Raw genomic sequence first — 19079 nt, 5'->3', positions numbered from 1 at the left:
CTGTGCCAAAGGGCCAGCCGTTTCGGGCCGATCGGATCGTTGAGCTTGTTGGTCCCGCCCCCGGCCAGGTGCCGTGGAGAGACGAGGACCAGGTCGTTCGGGGCGAATTCGTTCACCGGCGCCTCCCGCCCGCGTTGCCGGGCGCGAGCACCTTGCCCGGTGACGCTGCCTGGGTACGGGAAGGCTTCTGGATGTCCAGCATCAGCTTCCCGGCGGCGGTGACCTTGACCTCTTGGCCCGCGACCGCAGAGGTGCGGGTGTCGATGCGGATCAGGCGGTGCTCCTGCAGCGCGCCGAAGGGCTTCGCGTGGATGGGTTTGCCGTCGCCGGCCTGGACGCTCCTGCTTCCGCCGCGGCTCCCACTGTCCTGACCACGCCTCAAGCCGCCTATATCTCGGACCTGTTCGCTCGGATCGACTTCCCAGCGGTCCTTGCCAGCTTGCCGGAGGACGAGACGGAAGCCGCGGGCGCGATCGGGCACGGCGCCCAGGAGATCGTCTGCGGCCCGAGAAGGTACCTGGCCCAGCACTTCGAGGCCTTGCGAGCCTTCTATTCGGAGAGCAGCGGAGTGGCGTGTGCTTGTCGTGCTCTGGTGGGGCTGACGGAGACCATGCTCGGTTGTTCCTCGCCCCTCGGACGCCGATTTGCCGGACCGGCAACAGGAGTGGCGTGGCCAGGAGGTGAAGGGCGAAGGTGGGCCCGTGACCGACAACATCGCAGCAGGATCGCCCGCGTCCGACACCCCCTCGCCCGCCGACGGATACGTCGGAGACCCCGCAGTGCGGGCGGAGTGGGACAACCGGTACGCCGACCGACAACAGCTGTGGAGCGGACAGCCCAACGGTGCGCTCGTGATTGAGGTTGCCGGGCTCACACCCGGGCGGGTGCTCGACGTCGGCTGCGGCGAGGGCGCAGACGCCGTCTGGCTCGCACGCGGCGGCTGGGACGTGACCGCGCTCGAGGTCTCGGGCGTCGCGCTGGAGCGGGCGGTCGGTCACGCGCGGGACGCTGGCGTCGCCGTTCGCTGGGTACACGCCGCGCTGACGGAGGCGGCGCTCCCGTCGGCCTCCTTCGACCTGGTCAACGCGCAGTACCCGGCACTGCTGCGCACCCCCGACGCCGCGGCGGAGCGAGCGCTGCTCGCGGCCGTCGCGCCCGGCGGCGTGCTGCTGCTCGTACACCACGCGGGGATGGACACCCGGCAGGCGCACGACAGCGGCTGCGACCCGGCCGACTACGTCTGGCCCCCGATGGTCGCCGCTTTGCTCAACGACGACTGGGAGGTGGAGGTGGACGAGCAGCGGTCACGCGTGGCACCCGACGGCGGTGCCGGCGCGCACCACACCGACGACCTGGTGCTGCGCGCGCGCCGGCTGCGCTGAGACCCCTCCGCTCCCAGCAAGGACAGGTAGTCCGCTGGGGCCTCGCGACCGCCGCATGCAGGCCCGGACACGATCTTGGACACGCCGTTCGCATTCCCCAACGCACCGTCAGGCGACACCGCTACTCGGACGATGTACAGCTTCTCCCTGGGTCAGCGGACGTGCAGGGCCTTGAGCAGGCCCGGGAACTCCCGCCACCGCTTGCGCTGCCGGATGCGGTAGTACATCTTCCCCGTGCCCAGGTCGAGCGCGGCGAGCATGTGCATCACGCCGTCGTACCGGTTGTAGGTGGCCCTCGGACGGCGGGGTGAACGCCGGGGCCGCCAGGCCTTGCCCTTGCGCGGCATCAGGTTGAGCGGGGCGAACTCGTCGACGCATATCACCCGGCCGTCGGCGGGAGGGGCGTCGTACAGCTCCAGCACCCTCTCGCTATCCGTGACCGGATGCAGATGCCGTCGGAAGCATGGGCCCCTCCAGGGCGGCATGGCCGGAGTTCGATCGCGGAGACGTAGGTCTTGTCGTAGCCGATGAGGGCGCCGGGGCCGCGCGGGGTGGTGACCGCTGTCCTTGAGCTTTGACGGTCCCACCCGGCACAGGTCGTAACGACCGTTCAGGGGCGTCCAGCCGATCCAGGACAGGCGCGTAATGCCAGTTCAGGGCCTCCCAGTCCGGGGGAGTCCGCACAGTTGGTGAGACCTGTGTGAGAGCGCGTGAGACGACGACGCCCTGCCGGATTGCTCCGGCGGGGCTCTGCGGCATTTAACGGAACAACGGACTCATGTGCGCGTCCGCGGCCTTCATCTCTTCCACAGAGGTCCACTTGCTCCTGAAGCGGTCCCGTTGCTCAGCGTGACTTCTACGCAGTACGCCTGGGGGTTGCCGAACTCGCCGTCGCTGTGAGCTTCAAGCTCCCATCGGACACCACCGAACCCAGGAAGCTCCATGTCTGGCTCCATGGGCTCAGTCTCGAGGTGAAGTTCCCCCACGATCACGGACAGCGAATGTTTACGCTGCGTGGGTGAGATCTTGGGCCGCCAGGGCCCTGGTCTCGATCGGGGTGACGTAGCCGTAGATTGGATGCTTGCGCAGACGGGTTCGGTTGTACTCGACCTCGATAAAGCGGAAGACGTCCGCGCGAGCAGCCTCGTGGGACTCCCAGACGGTGGTCCCGATCTCCGCTTTCAGTAAACCGAAAAAGCTTTCGGCTGCGGCGATATCGTAACATGACCCGGTTCGTCCCATGCTCTGGCTCAGCTTCAACTCCCTTATCAGCTTGCGGTATTCACTCGACGTGTACTCCGATCCGCGATCCGAGTGTGCGATGCAGTCCTTCCTCAGGGCGCTGCGGCCGGCGGCCATCTTCAGGGCGTCGACAACAAGTTCGGCGCGATGGTGGTCGGCCATCGCGTACCCGATGACTTCGCGGGTCGCCAGGTCGATGACCGTCGCCAGATGCCACCAACCGGCGAGTGTGGGCAGATATGTGATGTCCGAGACCAGCTTCGTGCCGGGCTCGGCGGCGGTGAAGTCCCTCCCGACCAGGTCCGGCGACGGGGCCGCCTTGGTGTCGGCCTTGGTCAGGCTGCGGCGCTTGCGGCGGGTGATCCCGCGGATGTCGCGCTCCCGCATGATCCGCTCGACCTTCTTCCGATTGATCCGCCTGCCCCCGCGTCGCAGTTTCGCGGTCACCCGCGGGGCCCCGTAAGCCCCACGGGAATCGGCGTGGATCTGCCGGATCTCCCCGGCGAGCTCGTCCTCGGCCGCCTGGCGCACCTCGGCGGCGGGCCGCGCGGCAAGCCAGACGTAATACGCCGATCGCGCCACCTTCAACGCCCGGCACAGCAGACTCACGCCGTAGCCGCCGGGATTGTCCTCGGATGCCTTCTCCGCGTCGATGAACCGGTAGCGCGCGGCTACTTCGTCTTCTGCTGCGCGAAGAAGGCGGTCGCTTTTCCCAGCACCTCGATCGTCTGTTCCTGCTCGCGGACCTTGCGTCGCAGCCGGACCAGTTCCTCCCGCTCAGCGGTGGTCAACACCCCGGCCGGCCCCTCGCCCCGATCGATCCCGGCCTGCCTGACCCAGCCCCGCAGGCCCTCGGAACTCACCCCGAGCTCTCGCGCGACCTCCGTCACCGTCCGCCCGGAGGAACGGACGAGATCGACGGCGTCCTTCTTGAACTCCGCCGTGTACCGCTTGCTCGTGTTGCTCTTCTTACTCACTACCTGGACTGCTTCCTCCGGGACCCATACGTCCCAGTATCAAGCTGTCCTGACATCGGGGGGAACTTCACACGCACGTAGCGCCGAAGGCCACGTTGAGCCGCTGCAGCGCGGTTTCGGCTGTTGCGTCGGCGACGGGCGGGATGAGGAGCACCATTTGTTGGAGTAGCGCATGGGTTTGGTCCCCCGGCTGATGATGCGCAGTTCGCTGTGGCTGATGTCGGCCGACTCGTTGTAACGCACCAGGTGCGGTGCCCCGTGGTCGGTCGGGGTGGCGCTCCGCTGCCCTTCGTTCCGGCATGTTATTTGGGCTACTTGGGAGTCGAGATGAACCAGCGCTGGGAGCTGCCTCCGGTGCACGTCGCGGTGGAGACGAGGTCGTTCACCGTCGCCGTTCGTGCGAGACATTTGTGGCTGACGGCGTTCTTGATCAGGGCACCGGACGGGCTATTGGTGACGTTCCAGAATGCTGCCTGGTCCGCGGCGGCACAGGGCTTCATGGTCAGTTGGCCGTTGCGCAGCGTGAGGCACAGCCCGGTCGCCTTCTGGCGGAGCGCTGTGTACTCATAGTCGTCGTTCCAGTACCACGTCTGGTAGTCACCGTAGTTGCAGCCGAAGGTGTACGGACCGTAGTCGGCGCGGAAGTCCAGGCACTTCACTGGCTGGGCTTGATTCACGAAGACGCTGGATCGCGGGACCGCGCTTGCCGGCGTGTTGCTCAGGCCCACCGCAAGCCCGATGACCGCCCCTGTGGTGGCCAGCCTTCTCAGAAGCATGAGTCCCCCTCTGCCCGGCGCATCCGGCCGGGATGGTCTGGAGATCTGTTCTCAATGGGCCCGGAGACTACCAGCCAGCTGCTGACCAAACCGGGCGAATGGCGACTCGAACTTCCTTGCGGTGGTTGCTACTTGCGGCGAAAGCGTCACCTCTGGGTGAAGTACACCTGCGTCCGGGGGTGCTGGGTCCGGCCGGCACGTGCACCCGCGCTGACAGGCCGGCGCCGACCCCGGCCACTCGACCCTTTGCTTACCCGGGCTCTAGCTTCCGTCATACCCGAGCAGGCCACCCCCGCCCAACTGGCTCAACTCGTGCAGGAGCACTGGTCGATGGAAGCCCTGGACCACGTCCGAGACGTGACCTACGCAGAGGACGCCTCACGCGTGTGCACCGGGACCGCGCCGCAGATCACGCTGCCAGTGCGTAGAGCCGCCGTGAGACACCTGGGCGCTTCGACAGGTTGGCAGACCGCATAACGGCCTGTTCGGCAGCGAGGAACCCACCTGTCAGCAGGACGGCCGGACTGCGGACTCGAGTGCGAGGACCATGGTGGCTGTGACGCCGTCAGCGACGGCGGACCGGGCGGGACCCAGTCCACATGGATCGGGCCGGCCGCGAGGCTGCCAGTGTGGGCTCTCATACCGGCCGGGTGGAGACCTGTTCGGGGAATCAGCGCTGATCGAGCCCACCGGAGACGTGAACTGATGTACGTATCCATGTTGTTGGGACGTAGGTTGTGCGTTGACAGTTCACGCCTCGGTTGAAAGACGGACGGTACCCATGACCGACCACGCCACGTCGCCCGGACCGGCGGTGCATCAGAAGATCGATACGTCGGTGCCGCACTCGGCCCGGATCTGGAACTACTGGCTGGGTGGGAAAGACAACTACCCCGTTGACGAGGAAGCCGGCGACGCATACAGCGCCGTCTTCCCCGGCATCGTCACCATCGCCCGCAGCAGCCGCGCCTTCCTGCGCCGCACCCTCACCTACCTGGTCACCGAGAAGGGCATCCGGCAGTTCCTGGACGTCGGGACCGGCCTGCCGACCGTGAACAACACCCATGAGGTCGCCCAGCGGCTCGCCCCCGAGACCAGGATCGTCTACGTCGACCACGACCCGTTGGTCCTCGCGCACGCCCGCGCCTTGCTCACCTCCACCCCCGAGGGGGCGACCGCCTACGTCGACGCCAACCTGTCCGACCCTGATCGCATCCTGGCGGCCGCCGCCGAGACGCTGGACCTCACCCGCCCCACAGCCCTGATTCTCAGCAACATCCTGGGCCACGTCGCCGACTACGACCACGCGCACGACACTGTCACCCGCCTGATGGACGGACTGCCGTCCGGCAGCTACCTCTCCATCAACGACGGCTCACGGGGCACCGACGCCGACTACGAACACGCCCAGGACGCGTACAACGAAACCGGCGCCGTACCGTACTTCCTGCGCCCCGTCGACGAAATCGCGGCGTTCTTCGACGGCCTGGAACTTTTGGACCCCGGGGTCGTGTCGGTTCCCTTCTGGCGCCCGGACCCCACTTCCCCCACCCCGGAACCCATCGGCGAGCACGGCGGCCTCGCCCGCAAGCCGTGACACCCTGACGGACCGGGGCACGTACGGGGGCGGGCCCGCGCGTCTCCGGTTCGGTGCCGACCGCGAGCCACCGCCAAGCCGTCCGCTCGGTGACGTCCGGGCCCCGCGCGGCCAAGCGGACATGGGCGGCCGACACTCCTGGTCACGGCTGCGAGCGTCCAGGACTCCGTCGTCGGCACCAGCCTGATCGATACGGTGGCTGCCGAACACCCCACGATCCGAAAGGTCTGGGTCGACGGCGGGTACCGCCAGCACCTGGTCGAGCACGCCGCGGCCCTGGGTATCGACATGGAAATCACCCAATGCAAGCCCGGAACCAGGGGCTTCACCCCCATCCCGAAGCGGTGGGCCGTCGAGCGAACCTACGGATGGCTGATGTTTCACCGCCGCCTGGCCCGCGACTACGAAGCCCTGCCCACCCGCTCCGAAGCCGTGATCCACCTCGCCATGACCGACCTCATGACCCGCCGCCTCACCGAGGAAACCACCGTGAGTCAAGGAGTCCCGCAGGGCCCGGTGTAGCCCGAATCGAATGTCCTCCATCACTGCGGCGTTCCTCACCCTGGAGTGGCAACGCTCAAAGGGCTCGATGTCTCTTGCCACAGGGCTGAATGAGGGTGAACCGATGGTTTCACGCGGCTGAACCTTCGCGGCTGAGGCGAAGTTGGGGCGACAACAGCGGAACCCCGTGCGGTGGCCGGACCGATCTTCTTAGCCGAAGCATGTCAGTCACCCCGAGGAGTCACCTCATGTCGAGTATCACGTCCGCCGAGATATGTACCGTCCCGGCGAGCGGCAGATCCGCACCACCCAAAGGCCACGCCCTGCGGCTCGACATCCAGGGGCTGCGCGCGGTGGCCGTTGGGCTGGTGGTGCTCTCCCACGCCGGCGTGTCTCAGGTCAGCGGCGGTTACATCGGTGTCGACGTCTTCTTCGTGATTTCCGGCTTCCTCATCTCGTCGCTGCTGCTGCGCGAACTCGCCACCACCGGACGGGTGTCGGTCCGTTCCTTCTACGCCCGCCGGGCACTGCGGCTGCTTCCCGCGTCGTCCCTGGTCATCACCGTCACGCTGGGCGGGGCGTGGCTGTTCCTGTCGAAGGCGCGGCTCGCCGAGTACGCGGGCGACGCCCTCGCCAGCGCGCTGTACGCGGTCAACTTCCGGCTGGCGGCGGCCGGTACGGACTATCTCGCCCAGAACAGCCCGCCGTCGCCGTTCCAGCACTTCTGGTCGCTCGCCGTGGAGGAGCAGTTCTACCTGGTGTGGCCGCTGCTCCTGCTGCTTACCTGGCGGGTCGCCCGCGGTCGGCGCCGACTGGTCGCGGTGCCGCTCGGGGTACTGTGCCTGGGGTCGTTCGCGGCGGGCGTCCTCGTGACGGACTCCTCGACTCCCTGGGCGTACTTCGGCTCCCTTACCCGGGCCTGGGAACTGGGTGTCGGCGCGCTCCTGGCGCTGGGCACCGGCCGGCTGGAAAGGCTGCCCGCCGCCCTCGCGGCCCCGCTGACCTGGCTCGGCCTGGCCTGCGTCACGCTGGCAGCGGTCTGGTACGACGACGAGACGCCCTTCCCCGGCTACCACGCCCTCCTGCCGGTCGCCGGTACCGCGCTCGTCCTGACCGGCAGCTGCGCGCCCACCCCGCACGGCGCGGGGTGGCTGCTGCGGCGGCGACCGCTGGTGTGGCTCGGCGGACTCTCGTACGGCTGGTACCTGTGGCACTGGCCGCTGCTGGTCATAGCCCCGGCGGCGCTGGGCCGCGCAGACGGCACGGCCGACGTGCCGCTCGCGCTCGGGCTGTCCGCGGCGGCGCTGGGCCTGGCGTGGCTGACCCTGCGCCTCGTCGAGAACCCGGTCCGCTTCCACCGGGCCTTCCGCAGGCGCCCCTGCCGCGCCCTGGTTCTCGGGGCCGCGCTGTCGGCTGGCGCCTCGGCGCTGTCCCTGACGGCGACGGCGGTCCCGCCGACGATCGAGGTGGGCGACCCTGCGCCCGCGCTGGCGCAGGCTCTCTCCGACGCACCGGCCCCGCAGGCGCGTCTCACCGAACTCCTGGCGTCGTCCCCCACCGCCCTGCCGAGCAACCTCGCCCCGCCCCTGCCGAAGGTGAAGTCTTCCCGCTCCGCGGTCTACCGGGACGGCTGCCACGTCGACTACGCCGCCACCGGTACCCGGCCCTGCGTCTACGGCGACCGGACTTCCTCCCGTACGGTCGTCCTTTTCGGCGACTCCCACGCGGCCCAGTGGTTCCCGGCCCTGCAACGGCTCGCAACCACACGCGGCTGGAAGCTGGTCTCGCTGACGAAGGCCTCCTGCAAGGTCGCCGACTTGACCATCGTCAGCGGCCACAAGCCGTACACCGCCTGCGACACCTGGCGCTCCAACGCCATGGCAAGGATCAAGACCCTGCGCCCCGACCTGGTCGTCGTCTCCTCCTCGGACGCCGGAGACCCGGCCCGCCCCGCCGCCGACCCCCTCCACCAGTGGACCACCGGCTTCGAGAGCACCTTCCGCAACCTGGGTACCTCCGGCGTCCGGGTCGCCGCCCTGCTCGACACCCCATGGCCCAAGGGCGACCCGATCGACTGCGCCGCCAGGAACTCCCTGCAACTACGCGCCTGCGCGAACCACTTGCCGGACACGACCCGCAACGCGGCCCGCGGTATCGCCCTCCGCACCGCCGCATCCACAACGGCCACCACAGTCATCGACCCCACCCCCTGGCTCTGCGCCCCCCGCACCGGCATTTGCCCCGTAGTCGTCGCCGACACCGCCGTCTACCGCGACGACAGCCACCTCTCGGAGGCGTACGCCGATGCGCTTGCCCCGGTTCTGGCGCCATCGCTGGACCGCCTCGTGGGTGCGCCCTGAACTGAAGTTTCCCCGTGATCTCGGACACTCGATCTTTATGCCGCCAAGGCGTGTTCATGTAGTTGTCGGGTTTCGGCTGGGGTGAGGTAGCCGTGGACCTCGTGTTTGCGTAGACGACGGCAGTTGTAGAAGGTCTCGATGACCCTGTTGCCCAATTGATTTCATGCTGCAAGGTCGAGGGCGGCCAGTCGGGACGTACGGGTGCGGGCGAGTGGGATTTCGTTCCACCAGGCATCGAGGCGGATCAGGTTGACAGCGGTTGCTGTGAGCACATGCGCGAGGTGAGTCTTGGCCAATCCGACGTAGCGGGTCCGGCGGACTCCGGCAGTCGCGACAGCCTGGTGGATGGTGCCTTCCACCCCTGCTCGGGCCGCGTAGCGTTGCTTCCATTCGTCCGTGGACTGCTCGGCGCGGACGCGTTCGAGCACCGCGTCCCGGTCCTGTGGGCGGACGGTCAACTGCCGTCCGTACTGGGTGGAGCGAGTGCACTGATCGCGGACGGGGCAAGGTGCGCAGGTGGCGGTCGCGAAGCGGATGCGGATCGCGTCCCGGCCGTTGTTGTCCACGCCTTCTGTCCAGTACCTGCTCGTGGCACCTGTCGGGCAGACGGCCTGTTTGGCCTGCCAGTCGATGGCGAAGGCGGTCTTGCCGAAGCCGCCGCCCCGGGCCCTTGCGGATCCGGTCGGACCGTTCCGGGATGGTGTGGCCGATACCCCGCCGCTTGAGCCAAGCCCGGATCGCTCGCGAGCTGTAGCCCGTGTCGCCGATGACGTGGTCGGGCCGGACACGGGGCCGTCCCGGACCGGGGCGGGGTACCCGTATCGCGTCCATCACGGCGGTGAACTGGGTGCAGTCGTTGGTGTTCCCGCCTGTGACAGTGAAGGCGAGCGGGCGCCCCAGGGCATCGCAGGCCAGGTGAATCTTGCTGGTCAGGCCACCTCGGGACCGACCGAGCCCCCGGTTACGGAGCCCCCTTTTCGGGCCCCGGCAGCGTGCTGGTGGGCACGGACCACGGTTGAGTCGATCGACACAAGCCAGTCAATGCCGCCGGTCGAGTCCGCCCTTGCCTGGGCGGCCTGGAGCATCCGCTCGAACGTGCCGTCCAGGGCCCACCGGCGAAACCGGGTGTGCAGCGTGGCCCACGCACCGTACCGCTCAGGGACGTCCCGCCAAGCCGTCCCGGTACGGAACTTCCACACGATCCCGTTGAGCACGGTGCGGTCGTCCAGACGCTTCCTGCCCCGCAACGACTTGGGCAGCAGCGGCCGGACGAACTCTCACTCGGCATGCGACAGTTCATGTCGACGTATCACCCGACCATGATCCACTGCTCGAGATCATTTGAAGGCACCACCTAGCCGGGGCTAGGTTGGACCGATCGGCATGCAATCCCCCTGGAAAGGGACGTGAATCGGTATGACCGTCGCCTCACGAGCCCCGGCCCAAGTCCCGACTCAAGTCCCGGCCCAAGGCCGTGCCGCCCGGTTGGTGGGGCGGACCCCCGCCGGGGTGCGGCCGTATCTGGAGTTGCTGCGGCTGGACCGGCCGGTGGGGGCCTGGCTGCTGGTGGTGCCCGGATGGATCGCCCTGGGAGCGATCGCCGGGCCCCGGGACGGGGGCCTGCTCGGGCTGCTGCTCCTGGTGTACGGGGTGCTGTCGAGAGGGGCCGCCTGCGGGCTCAACGATGTGTTGGACGCGCGGTTCGACGCACAGGTGCCGCGTACGGCGGGGCGGCCCGTTGCCTCCGGGCGGCTGGCGGCCGGGCGGGCACTGGTGCTGTGTGTCGTGGTGGGGGCCGTCGCTCCGCTGGTGATGGGGTTCTGGAGTGTGGAGGCCGTGGTGTGGGCGGCGGTCGGGGCGCCCCTCGCGGCGGTGTATCCGTATATGAAGCGGGTCACCCACTGGCCGCATGTGTGGCTGGGGATCACCATCAACTGGACGGTGCCGCTGGTGTACGGCCTGCTCACCGGAGGGCTCGGGCTCGGGGGCGCGGTGCTGTACGGGGCGCTGATCTGCTGGGCCGTGGGGACGGACGTGATCTACGCCTGCCAGGACCGGGAGGCCGATGTGCGGGCCGGGGTGCGGTCGGCCGCCGTGCTGCTGGGGCGGCGTAGCCGGGTGGTGGTGGGCGTCGTGTACGCGGGGTGTGTGGTGCTGCTCGCCTGGTTCGGGATCGTGGCCGGGCTCGGGCCGCTGTACTGGCCCGGACTGTGCGTGGTCGCGGGGCAGTTGGGATGGCAGGTATGGCGGGCCGACCCTGCGGATGTCGGAGCCTGCGGGCGGGCGTTCGGTACCAATCCTCTGTGCGGACTGCTCATCCTCGTGGCCGTGCTCGCCGGGCGGGTCGGTACCCTCGGCTGAGGAACACGGATCCTGGAGGTGCTGGTGGGACTGCGGGAACGGATCGCGGCGGAACTCACGGCGACCATGCACGGCGGGGATCTCAAGCTGGAGCGGTACGCGGGGCCGCCCGGTGATCCCGGGCTGTTCGGGATCGCGCCGGGGGATCCGGTGTGGCGGGTGCACGGGCAGGCCACCGGGATGCTCACCGGCGGGTTCGCCGCGCTCATGCTCCAGTCGCTGCATCCGCTGGCCATGGCGGGGGTCGACCAGCACTCCGACTTCCGCGCCGATCCGGTCGGGCGGCTGAACGGAACCGTACGGTTCATCACCACGACCACCTTCGGCTCCTCGGCCGCCGCCCGCGAGGTGATCGACCTGGTCCGGCGGATCCACACCCGGGTGCACGGCACCGCCCCCGACGGCCGGCCGTACCGCGCGGACGACCCCGACCTGCTCACCTGGGTGCACACCGCCGAGGTACGCAGCTTCCTCGCCGGCCACCAGACCTACGCACCCCGACCGCTCCGACTGACCCCCGCCGAGTGCGACGCCTACTACCGCCAAGCCGCCCCCGTGGCCGAAGCGTTGGGCGCACGGAACGTACCACGCACGTCCCTCGAAGCCGAGCGGTACCTGGCTCGCCTCCGCCCCCAACTCCACGCCACTCCGGCCGCGTTGGACTCGGTACTGTTCCTCCGCCGCTTCGGACGCACACGACGGGAGCGGCTGGTCGTAAGCCTGCTCACGAACGCCTCGCTCGGACTCCTCCCCGACTGGGCCCGCACCGAACTCGGCATCCACCGCCCGGCCCCCGTCCGCACCGGCTGGGACCGGCCCCTGGCGACGGCCGTCGGACGCACCCTCCAGTGGGGGCTCGGGCCCTCCCGGATCCAGGCCGCCGCACGGGGGCGGCTGGCGGGGGCGCGGCAGGGATGACGTCGAGATCTTCGAGGCGTCCGGCAGCAGCATGCTTCGGCGGAGGGGAACCGGCGGCTCACCGGGTTTCGCTCTGGCAGACCGCCGCCACCGGCTACTCACTGGTGGCGACGACGGCCAGCGCCCAGGCGATCACCGCGGAGTCGGCCACCAATGGCGCCAAGGTCATCTCCCTGGGCATCATGGCCGCGCCCCTCCAGTCCTGGACCTTCACCAAGGTTTAGGACCGATCGGAATGGCGAGCCCTGCCGGTGGCATCTCTTGTCACCACAGGCAGGGACTCCCTCTTTCAGCCCTGGAAACTGTGACGGGTGCGATGGACGTGCGCGGCCGCCCGGCACGGGCCGCGGCGGCTTCACCCCGGCGGACGGCGGCGCAGACGGCGGTGTGCTCCTCGAGCGCCAGCTCGACCGGGCCGCCGCTGTAACCGCCGAACGCGATCGCGACGACCTCGCGCTGCAGGATCATCGCCGAGTCGGCGCCTCGACGTGGCCTCTGTCAGCGGCCGGGCACCGGTCGCCCGACGGGTGCCCGGCAGACGGGCACGCCGGGGGTTCTTTCCCTCGGCGCGTTTGCGCTTGTAGAAGACCCGCGAGTTTGGCTCGCAGAGGACGCTGGTCAGGGCGGACATGTAGAAGACGCACTGGAGGCCGCGGTGGTAGTGGCGGGGGCGGTGGAGGTTGCCGCTCTTCTTCCCTGAGTCGTGCGGTGCCGGCGCGAGTCCAGCGAAGGCGGCGTGCCGGTCCGGGGCCGCGAAGGAGGCGAGGTCGCCTGACCCACTACGCTCTCCGCCGCTGACCCTACGGGATCACGGAGCCGTGGCCAGAATTATGGCGGCGGTAGGGGAACGCCGGTCTCCACTCCGCCTGTCTAACTTGTCCGCATGGCAACCAACCCGATTTCTCAGCGTGCCGTGATCTTCCACGAGGACGGCTACGCCCGCATGGGAGAACTGCTTTCGCCGGCAGAGGTCGATCTGTACCGGGCGATCTACGATCGGTTTCTGAATGGCGAGATCGACTGCGGTGACAAGCGCTCCGACCTCGGCGCCGGCAGCGCCCGCAGCAACGGTGCCGCCGAGAACATCACACAGATCATGTGGCCGTCCGAGCTCTACCCCCGCTTGCTGGGGCTGCCCTTGCACGAACGGGGTCTCGCGTTGGCCCGGGAGTTGATCGGTGACGACGCCGTTCTCGACTTCGACATGTTGATCGACAAGGCACCCCGCACCGCGGTGCCGACTCCGTGGCACCAGGACGCCGCCTACTGGGTCGGTCTCCCTGACACCCGGGCTGTTTCGATCTGGGTCGCGTTGGACGAGTCGACGTTGGACAACGGCTGCATGTGGTACGTCCGAGGCTCGCACGAGACCCCGATCCGGGCGCACCGGTCGGCCGGCGCCGGTGGTGGCGCGATCGAGTGCGAATGCTCGGAGGACGAGCCCGGTGCCATGCCTGTACCGCTGGCTCCCGGCCATGCGGCGGCCCACGCCGGCGGAACACTTCACTACTCCCGCGGCAACACGACCGATGGGCACCGGCGCGCGTACATCCTCAACTACCGCCCGGCGGACATGGTCCGGCTGGAGCGGGAGAAGGGGATGGACCACGGTCTGCAGGACAACGCTCGGACCGTGCGGAACGCGGCCGCGAGGTGATGATGGAGGAGAAGACCAGGCAAGTCCCTTGGGCGCACCACGGAGTCGCGGCCTTCGCCGCGCCGGCCGGCCGGGACGGTGCCTTCCGCTGTCCGCACGCGATGGTTCAGGACAGCGGCCGGGTCATTCTGGCGGATCGGGAGAACGACCGTCTGGTGACCCTGGATCCAGCGGGGCAGCTCGTTGGGACGTTTGCGGACCGTCTGCGCAGGCCGAGCTGCCTGGCCTTCCGTTACGAGACGCTCGTGGTCGGCGAGTTGTCGGCGTCGGTGGCCCTGCTGGACCGACCCGGACGGCCGGTTAATGGGGTGCTACGGGTCCGACGACGCGGCTGTCGAGCGGCCGGGATGGCCCAACGCCCTGAGTCCCGGCGGTGCGACGATCGCCCCGCAGGTGCCGGCGGAGCAGTTCAAAGTCCGCACGCGGTCGCTGTCGACACGGCAGGACGGATCCACGTCGTTGAATAGGTGGTGGGAGGCCGTCATGTCCGCTTCGATCTCGACGAGTCGGGGCCCGCGACGGTGTTGTGGCCAGCCCCGGTGGATGTCTGCACGTCACCGCCGGGACGCCGCGGCGCCTGACAGCTGATGCGAGCTCCAGGCTGTGCAGGCTCGGCCGGTCATGGCACCATCGGCCTTTCCGATCCACAGCCGGAGAGCGAACCATGACGCTGCCCTTCAACGACGAGGTCAACCTCGATCAGAGCGCTGAACGCACCGTCGTGGACCTGGCCGGGCTCGGCCTCGCGCCGCTGCTGGCCCTGGGCCGCTACCGGTACCTGCACGCCCGTGTTCCCCGTCCGCCGGACCGGCATCGCACCCTGTTGGTGGTCGCGCTACCGGTCCGCGGCGCGTTCTCCTTCGACATCGGCGGCACGGTCCACCCGGCACGCCCTGGCCAGGCCATTCGTGTACCGCCGGGCGCGGCCTACAGCACGGGCCTGGCCACTGAACCCCGCGGCTCACTGATCTGGCTCATCGCCCGCGTCACCGAACAACCAGGCCCGGACGCTCTCCACCGGGCGCTGAACCTGCTCGCCACCCCGACCGGGCAACTGACCACCGATGGGACGGACCAGGCCCGCGACAGCCTGGAGCGGGCCCTGACCCTCGCCGACCACGCCGGCGACTGGATCAACGACGCGTTGCTGCAGCACACACTCGCCTCGGCGCTGTTGGAACTGACCCGTGGTTTCACCAGCGCAGGATCGTCACCTGCGGCATGGCCGGACCACCGCATCACCCGGGTACTGACGTGGATCGAAGAACATCTCGCCGACCCGGTCACTCCCGCAGAACTCGCCGCCATGGCCGAGCTGTCCACGAGCCAGTTCTACGAGGCATTCCGTGCCGCCACCGGCACCAGCCCCAAGGATTATCTCCTGCGCCGGAAGACCGAGTACGCGCGCGAGTGGCTGCAGCGAGACCCGGCAGTGTCGGTCACGGCGGTGGCCCACGCGCTGGGGTTCTCCTCCTCACAGCGGTTCGCCACCATCTTCCGCCGCTACCACGGCATCTCGCCCACGGCTGCCAGAACCACACCCCACCGCCATAGCACTGCACCATGAATTTACGGCGGAGGAACGGGAACGCGGAGCCCCGCGCCCGTACCTAGCCTCGGCCCATGACGCAGAGCCCCGTTGACACACCCACCATGGCATTTCGCATGGATGGCGTCGCCCGCATCGGGCCTCTGCTCTCCGAAACCGCGTTCGAGGCTGCCGCTCGCAATGGCCGCACTCTCGAAGCGTAGCGAGCCGTAAACGGTTCGCGTGCGTGGGCGCGCACCTCGCAAACCATCGGCATTCGCCACCACCGCCGGCTCCTCATGCCCGGACCGCAGCCGAAAAGCTCACCGCCGACGAAGCCACCGGACATCAGCACCATGGCCAGTCCCTGCACGCCCCTCTGATAGGAGAAGGCAGTGACCCTGCTCGCCAGCAGACGCCTCGCAGCGATCCTCGCTCCGGCCGTCCTCATCACCGCCCTGCAGACAGCGGCCGTGCTGCCCGCCGGGCCAGCCACCGCGGCGGCCACGGCCGAGGTCGTCGTCCCGGCACCCCGAACCATCACCAGTACCGGCACCCCTGCTTCGATCACGGCGGCCAGCCGGATCGTCTACCCGAGCGGCCTCGGCCTGGAGGACTACGCCACCGCCCTGGCACAGGAAGTCGCTGCGGTCACCGGCACGGAAACGACCATGGCGGCCGCGGGCACACCTGCCCCCGGCGACATCTCCATCACCAAGGCCAGCACCTCGCACGACGGCTCCTACACCTTGACCGTAGACGGCATCGTCACTCTCTCCGCCGCCGATCAGAACGGCCTGGCCAACGCCTCGGCCAGCCTGCTCCAGATGCTCCAGGCCGACCGGACCATCCCCGGTACGGTAATCACCGACGCACCCGACACCGCCTACCGGTCGCTGATGGTCGACACCGCCCGCGGGCACTGGTCGATCCGGGACCTGCGGAACCAGATCGAGCTCTGCCACCTCTACAAGATCAACTACCTGCACCTGCACCTGACCGACGACCAGAACTTCATGTTCCCCTCGACCGCCTACCCGAACCTGTCGGCACACAACGCCAGCGGCCATCCGGCCTACACCTTGGGCGAGTTGAAGGCCCTGGACCGGTTCGCGGCGGCGCGCGGGGTGTCGCTCATCCCCGAACTCGACGTCCCGGGCCATTCGATGAAGATGGTCACGCAGTACCCCGCAGTGTTCGGCGGCACCGGGGCCACCATCGACGTCACGTTGCCCGGGGCCCGGGCCGCCGTGAAGACGATCACCGGCGAGATGCTCGACGTGTTCACACACACGCCCTACTTCCACTTCGGCGCGGACGAGAGCAGCGCCTCGGGCTCGGACTTCGCCTCGTTCATCAACAACCTGGACGGCTACATCAACGGCCGCGGCAAGACCTCCATCGTCTGGGAAGGCTTCAGCCGCGACATCCAGAGCCAGATCAACCACGACGTGGTCATCGAGAACTGGGACAACTCCTTCTACCGCTTCGACCAGCAAGTCGCCGACGGGTTCACCGTCATCAACGCCGGCTGGGTCCCCCTGTACCTGGTCGCGCCGGTCTGGGACAACTACGCGGCCCCGCAGTCCAGCCTCTACGATTTCAGCAAGTACACCTCGAACGGCGTCACCGTCGCCCCCACCAGCCGAGTCGCCGGCGCCTCGATCGCTTCCTGGGGCTACAACGGCGCCAACGGCCAGACCGCCACCCGGACCGCGGTCCCCCCGATCGCGGCCCGGCTGTGGAACCCGACCGCCGAGACCGACTTCGCCGGCTTCACCGCACGGCTCGCCACCGCGGACGCCGCCCTGTCGAAGCTGATGACCACCACGGCGCAATGGGGCGTCCACGAAGTACGCGGCGGGGTTGGAGTCGTTAGGGAATGACCAGGTAGAACGGCTGGTCTGCCGGTGCGCCGTTGGTGCCGGTGGTGACGCGGATCGAGTTGGCCGGGCAGGCGCTGTGGTTGCGCGAGACGCGGACTTCGCTGCCCCAGTCGGCGGAGTTGGAGAGGGTGGCGACGGGGGCGGCCTTGGAGGCGTCGACGGCCGAGGTCAGCTCGACGCAGTACCGGCCGGTGTCGGTCCTGCTCGTCGAGGCGACGGTGTTGGTCCGCTGGACATTGGCGCCGTTCGGGCCGACCGCGGCCGCGGCCTGGGCGTAGGGGGCCTTCGGCCGGAGACCGCGGCCACGGTTCGTCGGCCAGCGCGGACACCGCAGCCACACCTGCCGCACGGTGGCAGGCGGGGGATCGGGCCGGACAGGACCGTGGGCGCGACATCGCGGCGGCTGAGTCCGGCTCCGCCCGGGGTCGGTCCCAGGAGTCGCTGTCCTGTCACGGCAGCTTCCATAGGGCCACGTCGCTGGAGAGTCCGGCGGTGACCATGGTTCCGTCCGGGCTGATCCGCATCGGATGCGCGATGTCATAGTCCGCGCCGTCCTGGTAGGTGCGCTTTTCCTCGATGTCGACGACCTTTCGGGTGGCGACGTCCCACAGCACGATCAGGGGGTCGCCGTTGACCGAACCGATAATGGTCTCGCCGTCGGGACTGAATTGCACGGAATTCACATACTGGGCGATGCGCTCCTTACGGGGGATCGCCTCTCCGGGGGTGGTGACGTAGGGCACCGTGAGGGTCGCGACCTCCTCCTGACTGTCCGCCGACCACAGCTTGACCTGCCCGTCCCTGCTGCTCAAGCTCGCGGTGCCACCGGCCAACAAGGATCCGTCGGGGCTGTAAGCGAGATCGAGTACCGGCAGTTCGAGGCCGTCGATCGTGCTGATGATTTCGCCGGTGGAGACGTCCCAGAAGCGTACGTTGCACGCCTCGTGACTGGTAGCGATCGCACTCCCGTCGCGGCTGAAGGCGACCGACTCGACCGACTTCTGCTGGCTATTCGTGTAGCCGATCGGGTCGATCAGCGTCGCGAGTTTCTCATGGGTGCCGGTGTCCCACAGATTGACCGTCGCGTGCATGTTGGCGCAGGCCAGGACGTCGGCGTGCGGATGGAACGCCAGTGACTGCACCTTGACGGGATCGATCTCGGTGTCGGTGAGCGTCGCGATCTCCTCGCGTGCGGCGACGTTCCATAGAGTCGTGCTCACGCCGTCGCAGCCGGCGAGCAGCGTCCCGTCCCTGCTGAAGGCCAGGTCGTGGACCCCGTCGTACCGTTCGCTGGGCTTTCTGAGCTTGACGGTGGGGGTCAGGGTCCTCGGGTCCCAGAATTCGATCCCTCCGTCGAGCAGTCCGACAGCGAGGATCTTACTGTCCGGGCTGAACGCCAGAGCGTACACGCCTCTGAAGTTCGTTTTTGCGATCAAGGGGCGAGGCAGTCGCTGTTGGCTGCGCGGTCCTGGGGGCCGGGAGGGCGGGGCCGGATCCGACCGCCCGGAGGACGACATGGTCAGCGCGGTGGGTACGGCGACGGCCGCAGCGGCCACGGTCCCGAGCGCGCCCAGGAGGAGGGTGCGTCGGTTCGGCCGTCGCGCCGGACGGCCGATTCGGGGCCGGGATGCACCGGCGTCCGCGCCGGGCTGGTCCACGTCGGGCTGGTCCGCGTCGGGTGTCATGGCCCTTCCTCCGCTGTGTGGCCCTTGCAGGTGTCCGTGGCGGACGGGCATCCCTGATCTGTCGTGTGCCCGCCCTGAGGGGCGGGCAGAACTAACTCATATGACATGACGGCACGATATGTTGGGGGGTGGCAGGCGCGTGTCCGCGAGGAGGACCTTCAGCTTTCCCACACTCGGCACCGGGCAGGCGACGCGGATTCAGTACGCCT

18 protein-coding genes and 3 pseudogenes are annotated in these 19079 nt (G+C 68.8%); 10 read left to right on the top strand and 11 right to left on the bottom strand.

Going from position 1 to position 19079, the window contains the following annotated elements; translation table 11 throughout:
• Window positions 1–112: 112 nt before the first annotated feature.
• The gene (locus NRF20_RS02460) at window positions 113–481 is read right to left on the bottom strand and encodes a hypothetical protein (protein ID WP_413751908.1); all 369 of its coding nucleotides are present in this window, start codon (window positions 479–481) and stop codon (window positions 113–115) included.
• A gap of 220 nt (window positions 482–701) precedes the next feature.
• Between NRF20_RS02460 and NRF20_RS02455 the strand changes: the two genes are divergently transcribed.
• Window positions 702–1382, top strand: a complete 681-nt coding sequence (locus NRF20_RS02455; protein WP_398634721.1) for a class I SAM-dependent methyltransferase — start codon at window positions 702–704, stop codon at window positions 1380–1382.
• Between the two features lie 152 nt (window positions 1383–1534).
• On the opposite strand, the gene NRF20_RS02450 is transcribed toward NRF20_RS02455, so the two are convergent.
• The 4 genes from NRF20_RS02450 to NRF20_RS02435 form a co-directional block, all read right to left on the bottom strand.
• Complete coding sequence (locus NRF20_RS02450; RefSeq protein WP_398634722.1) at window positions 1535–1804, bottom strand: hypothetical protein; 270 nt, start codon at window positions 1802–1804, stop codon at window positions 1535–1537.
• Between the two features lie 583 nt (window positions 1805–2387).
• Window positions 2388–3278 (bottom strand): IS3 family transposase, encoded by an 891-nt coding sequence (locus NRF20_RS02445; protein ID WP_413754513.1) that lies wholly within the window; start codon window positions 3276–3278, stop codon window positions 2388–2390.
• Between the two features lie 17 nt (window positions 3279–3295).
• A complete protein-coding gene (locus NRF20_RS02440) occupies window positions 3296–3601 on the bottom strand; it encodes a transposase (RefSeq protein ID WP_331737113.1) in 306 nt (101 codons plus the stop codon).
• Between the two features lie 311 nt (window positions 3602–3912).
• A complete protein-coding gene (locus NRF20_RS02435; protein WP_398634724.1) occupies window positions 3913–4377 on the bottom strand; it encodes an RICIN domain-containing protein in 465 nt (154 codons plus the stop codon).
• Window positions 4378–5158: 781 nt separating this feature from the next.
• Between NRF20_RS02435 and NRF20_RS02430 the strand changes: the two genes are divergently transcribed.
• The 3 genes and pseudogenes from NRF20_RS02430 (at window position 5159) to NRF20_RS02420 (ending at window position 8835) form a co-directional block, all read left to right on the top strand.
• Window positions 5159–5974: an SAM-dependent methyltransferase gene (locus NRF20_RS02430; protein ID WP_398634725.1), complete on the top strand. Its 816-nt coding sequence runs from the start codon at window positions 5159–5161 to the stop codon at window positions 5972–5974.
• A 135-nt stretch (window positions 5975–6109) separates the two neighbouring features.
• Window positions 6110–6496: pseudogene (locus tag NRF20_RS02425) on the top strand (transposase); the annotation flags it as partial.
• A 227-nt stretch (window positions 6497–6723) separates the two neighbouring features.
• Window positions 6724–8835 (top strand): acyltransferase family protein, encoded by a 2112-nt coding sequence (locus NRF20_RS02420; RefSeq protein WP_413751906.1) that lies wholly within the window; start codon window positions 6724–6726, stop codon window positions 8833–8835.
• A 161-nt stretch (window positions 8836–8996) separates the two neighbouring features.
• On the opposite strand, the gene NRF20_RS02415 is transcribed toward NRF20_RS02420, so the two are convergent.
• Window positions 8997–9467 (bottom strand): transposase, encoded by a 471-nt coding sequence (locus NRF20_RS02415; RefSeq protein WP_398634731.1) that lies wholly within the window; start codon window positions 9465–9467, stop codon window positions 8997–8999.
• A 34-nt stretch (window positions 9468–9501) separates the two neighbouring features.
• Window positions 9502–10097: pseudogene (locus NRF20_RS02410) on the bottom strand (IS5 family transposase); the annotation flags it as partial.
• A 154-nt stretch (window positions 10098–10251) separates the two neighbouring features.
• Between NRF20_RS02410 and NRF20_RS02405 the strand changes: the two are divergent.
• From NRF20_RS02405 to NRF20_RS02395, 3 genes are read left to right on the top strand one after another with little or no spacing between them, the layout of a single operon-like run.
• Window positions 10252–11196 carry a 4-hydroxybenzoate octaprenyltransferase gene (locus NRF20_RS02405; protein ID WP_413751905.1) on the top strand — a complete coding sequence of 315 codons (945 nt, stop codon included), beginning with the start codon at window positions 10252–10254 and terminating at the stop codon, window positions 11194–11196.
• Between the two features lie 24 nt (window positions 11197–11220).
• Entirely contained in the window at window positions 11221–12114 is an 894-nt protein-coding gene (locus tag NRF20_RS02400) for an oxygenase MpaB family protein (protein ID WP_413751904.1), read from the top strand.
• Window positions 12111–12338, top strand: a complete 228-nt coding sequence (locus NRF20_RS02395; RefSeq protein WP_398634729.1) for a hypothetical protein — start codon at window positions 12111–12113, stop codon at window positions 12336–12338. Before NRF20_RS02400 ends, NRF20_RS02395 begins: the two co-directional genes overlap by 4 nt.
• 40 nt (window positions 12339–12378) lie before the next feature.
• On the opposite strand, the gene NRF20_RS02390 is transcribed toward NRF20_RS02395, so the two are convergent.
• Complete coding sequence (locus NRF20_RS02390) at window positions 12379–12582, bottom strand: hypothetical protein (RefSeq protein ID WP_398634730.1); 204 nt, start codon at window positions 12580–12582, stop codon at window positions 12379–12381.
• Window positions 12583–12703: 121 nt separating this feature from the next.
• Window positions 12704–12874: pseudogene (locus NRF20_RS02385) on the bottom strand (transposase); the annotation flags it as partial.
• A 123-nt stretch (window positions 12875–12997) separates the two neighbouring features.
• Here NRF20_RS02385 and NRF20_RS02380 point away from each other — a divergent pair.
• From NRF20_RS02380 to NRF20_RS02370, 3 genes are all read left to right on the top strand, one after another.
• On the top strand, window positions 12998–13771 hold the full coding sequence (locus NRF20_RS02380) for a phytanoyl-CoA dioxygenase family protein (RefSeq protein WP_413751903.1): 774 nt from the start codon (window positions 12998–13000) through the stop codon (window positions 13769–13771).
• Window positions 13772–14435: 664 nt separating this feature from the next.
• Window positions 14436–15338: a helix-turn-helix domain-containing protein gene (locus NRF20_RS02375; RefSeq protein WP_398635144.1), complete on the top strand. Its 903-nt coding sequence runs from the start codon at window positions 14436–14438 to the stop codon at window positions 15336–15338.
• A 356-nt stretch (window positions 15339–15694) separates the two neighbouring features.
• Window positions 15695–17185: a family 20 glycosylhydrolase gene (locus NRF20_RS02370; protein WP_413751902.1), complete on the top strand. Its 1491-nt coding sequence runs from the start codon at window positions 15695–15697 to the stop codon at window positions 17183–17185.
• Here the strand turns inward: NRF20_RS02370 and NRF20_RS02365 are convergent.
• Together NRF20_RS02365 and NRF20_RS02360 are read right to left on the bottom strand one after the other, a co-directional pair.
• Window positions 17175–17525, bottom strand: a complete 351-nt coding sequence (locus tag NRF20_RS02365; RefSeq protein ID WP_413751901.1) for a hypothetical protein — start codon at window positions 17523–17525, stop codon at window positions 17175–17177. The two genes, NRF20_RS02370 and NRF20_RS02365, sit on opposite strands and share 11 nt — an antisense overlap.
• 109 nt (window positions 17526–17634) lie before the next feature.
• On the bottom strand, window positions 17635–18870 hold the full coding sequence (locus NRF20_RS02360) for a WD40 repeat domain-containing protein (protein ID WP_398635147.1): 1236 nt from the start codon (window positions 18868–18870) through the stop codon (window positions 17635–17637).
• Window positions 18871–19079 lie beyond the last annotated feature (209 nt).

The sequence above is a fragment of the Streptomyces sp. R-74717 genome (assembly GCF_047305335.1).
Taxonomy (GTDB): domain Bacteria; phylum Actinomycetota; class Actinomycetes; order Streptomycetales; family Streptomycetaceae; genus Streptomyces; species Streptomyces atratus.
This window is presented reverse-complemented; position numbering and strand designations above follow the sequence as displayed.

Excerpts from the sequence above, each read along its gene's own strand:
- NRF20_RS02435 (WP_398634724.1), bottom strand. The coding sequence starts at position 4,377 with ATGCTTCTGAGAAGGCTGGCCACCACAGGGGCGGTCATCGGGCTTGCG.
- NRF20_RS02430 (WP_398634725.1), top strand. The coding sequence starts at position 5,159 with ATGACCGACCACGCCACGTCGCCCGGACCGGCGGTGCATCAGAAGATC.
- NRF20_RS02420 (WP_413751906.1), top strand. The coding sequence starts at position 6,724 with ATGTCGAGTATCACGTCCGCCGAGATATGTACCGTCCCGGCGAGCGGC.
- NRF20_RS02405 (WP_413751905.1), top strand. The coding sequence starts at position 10,252 with ATGACCGTCGCCTCACGAGCCCCGGCCCAAGTCCCGACTCAAGTCCCG.
- NRF20_RS02395 (WP_398634729.1), top strand. The coding sequence starts at position 12,111 with ATGACGTCGAGATCTTCGAGGCGTCCGGCAGCAGCATGCTTCGGCGGA.
- NRF20_RS02390 (WP_398634730.1), bottom strand. The coding sequence starts at position 12,582 with ATGATCCTGCAGCGCGAGGTCGTCGCGATCGCGTTCGGCGGTTACAGC.
- NRF20_RS02380 (WP_413751903.1), top strand. The coding sequence starts at position 12,998 with ATGGCAACCAACCCGATTTCTCAGCGTGCCGTGATCTTCCACGAGGAC.
- NRF20_RS02375 (WP_398635144.1), top strand. The coding sequence starts at position 14,436 with ATGACGCTGCCCTTCAACGACGAGGTCAACCTCGATCAGAGCGCTGAA.
- NRF20_RS02360 (WP_398635147.1), bottom strand. The coding sequence starts at position 18,870 with ATGACACCCGACGCGGACCAGCCCGACGTGGACCAGCCCGGCGCGGAC.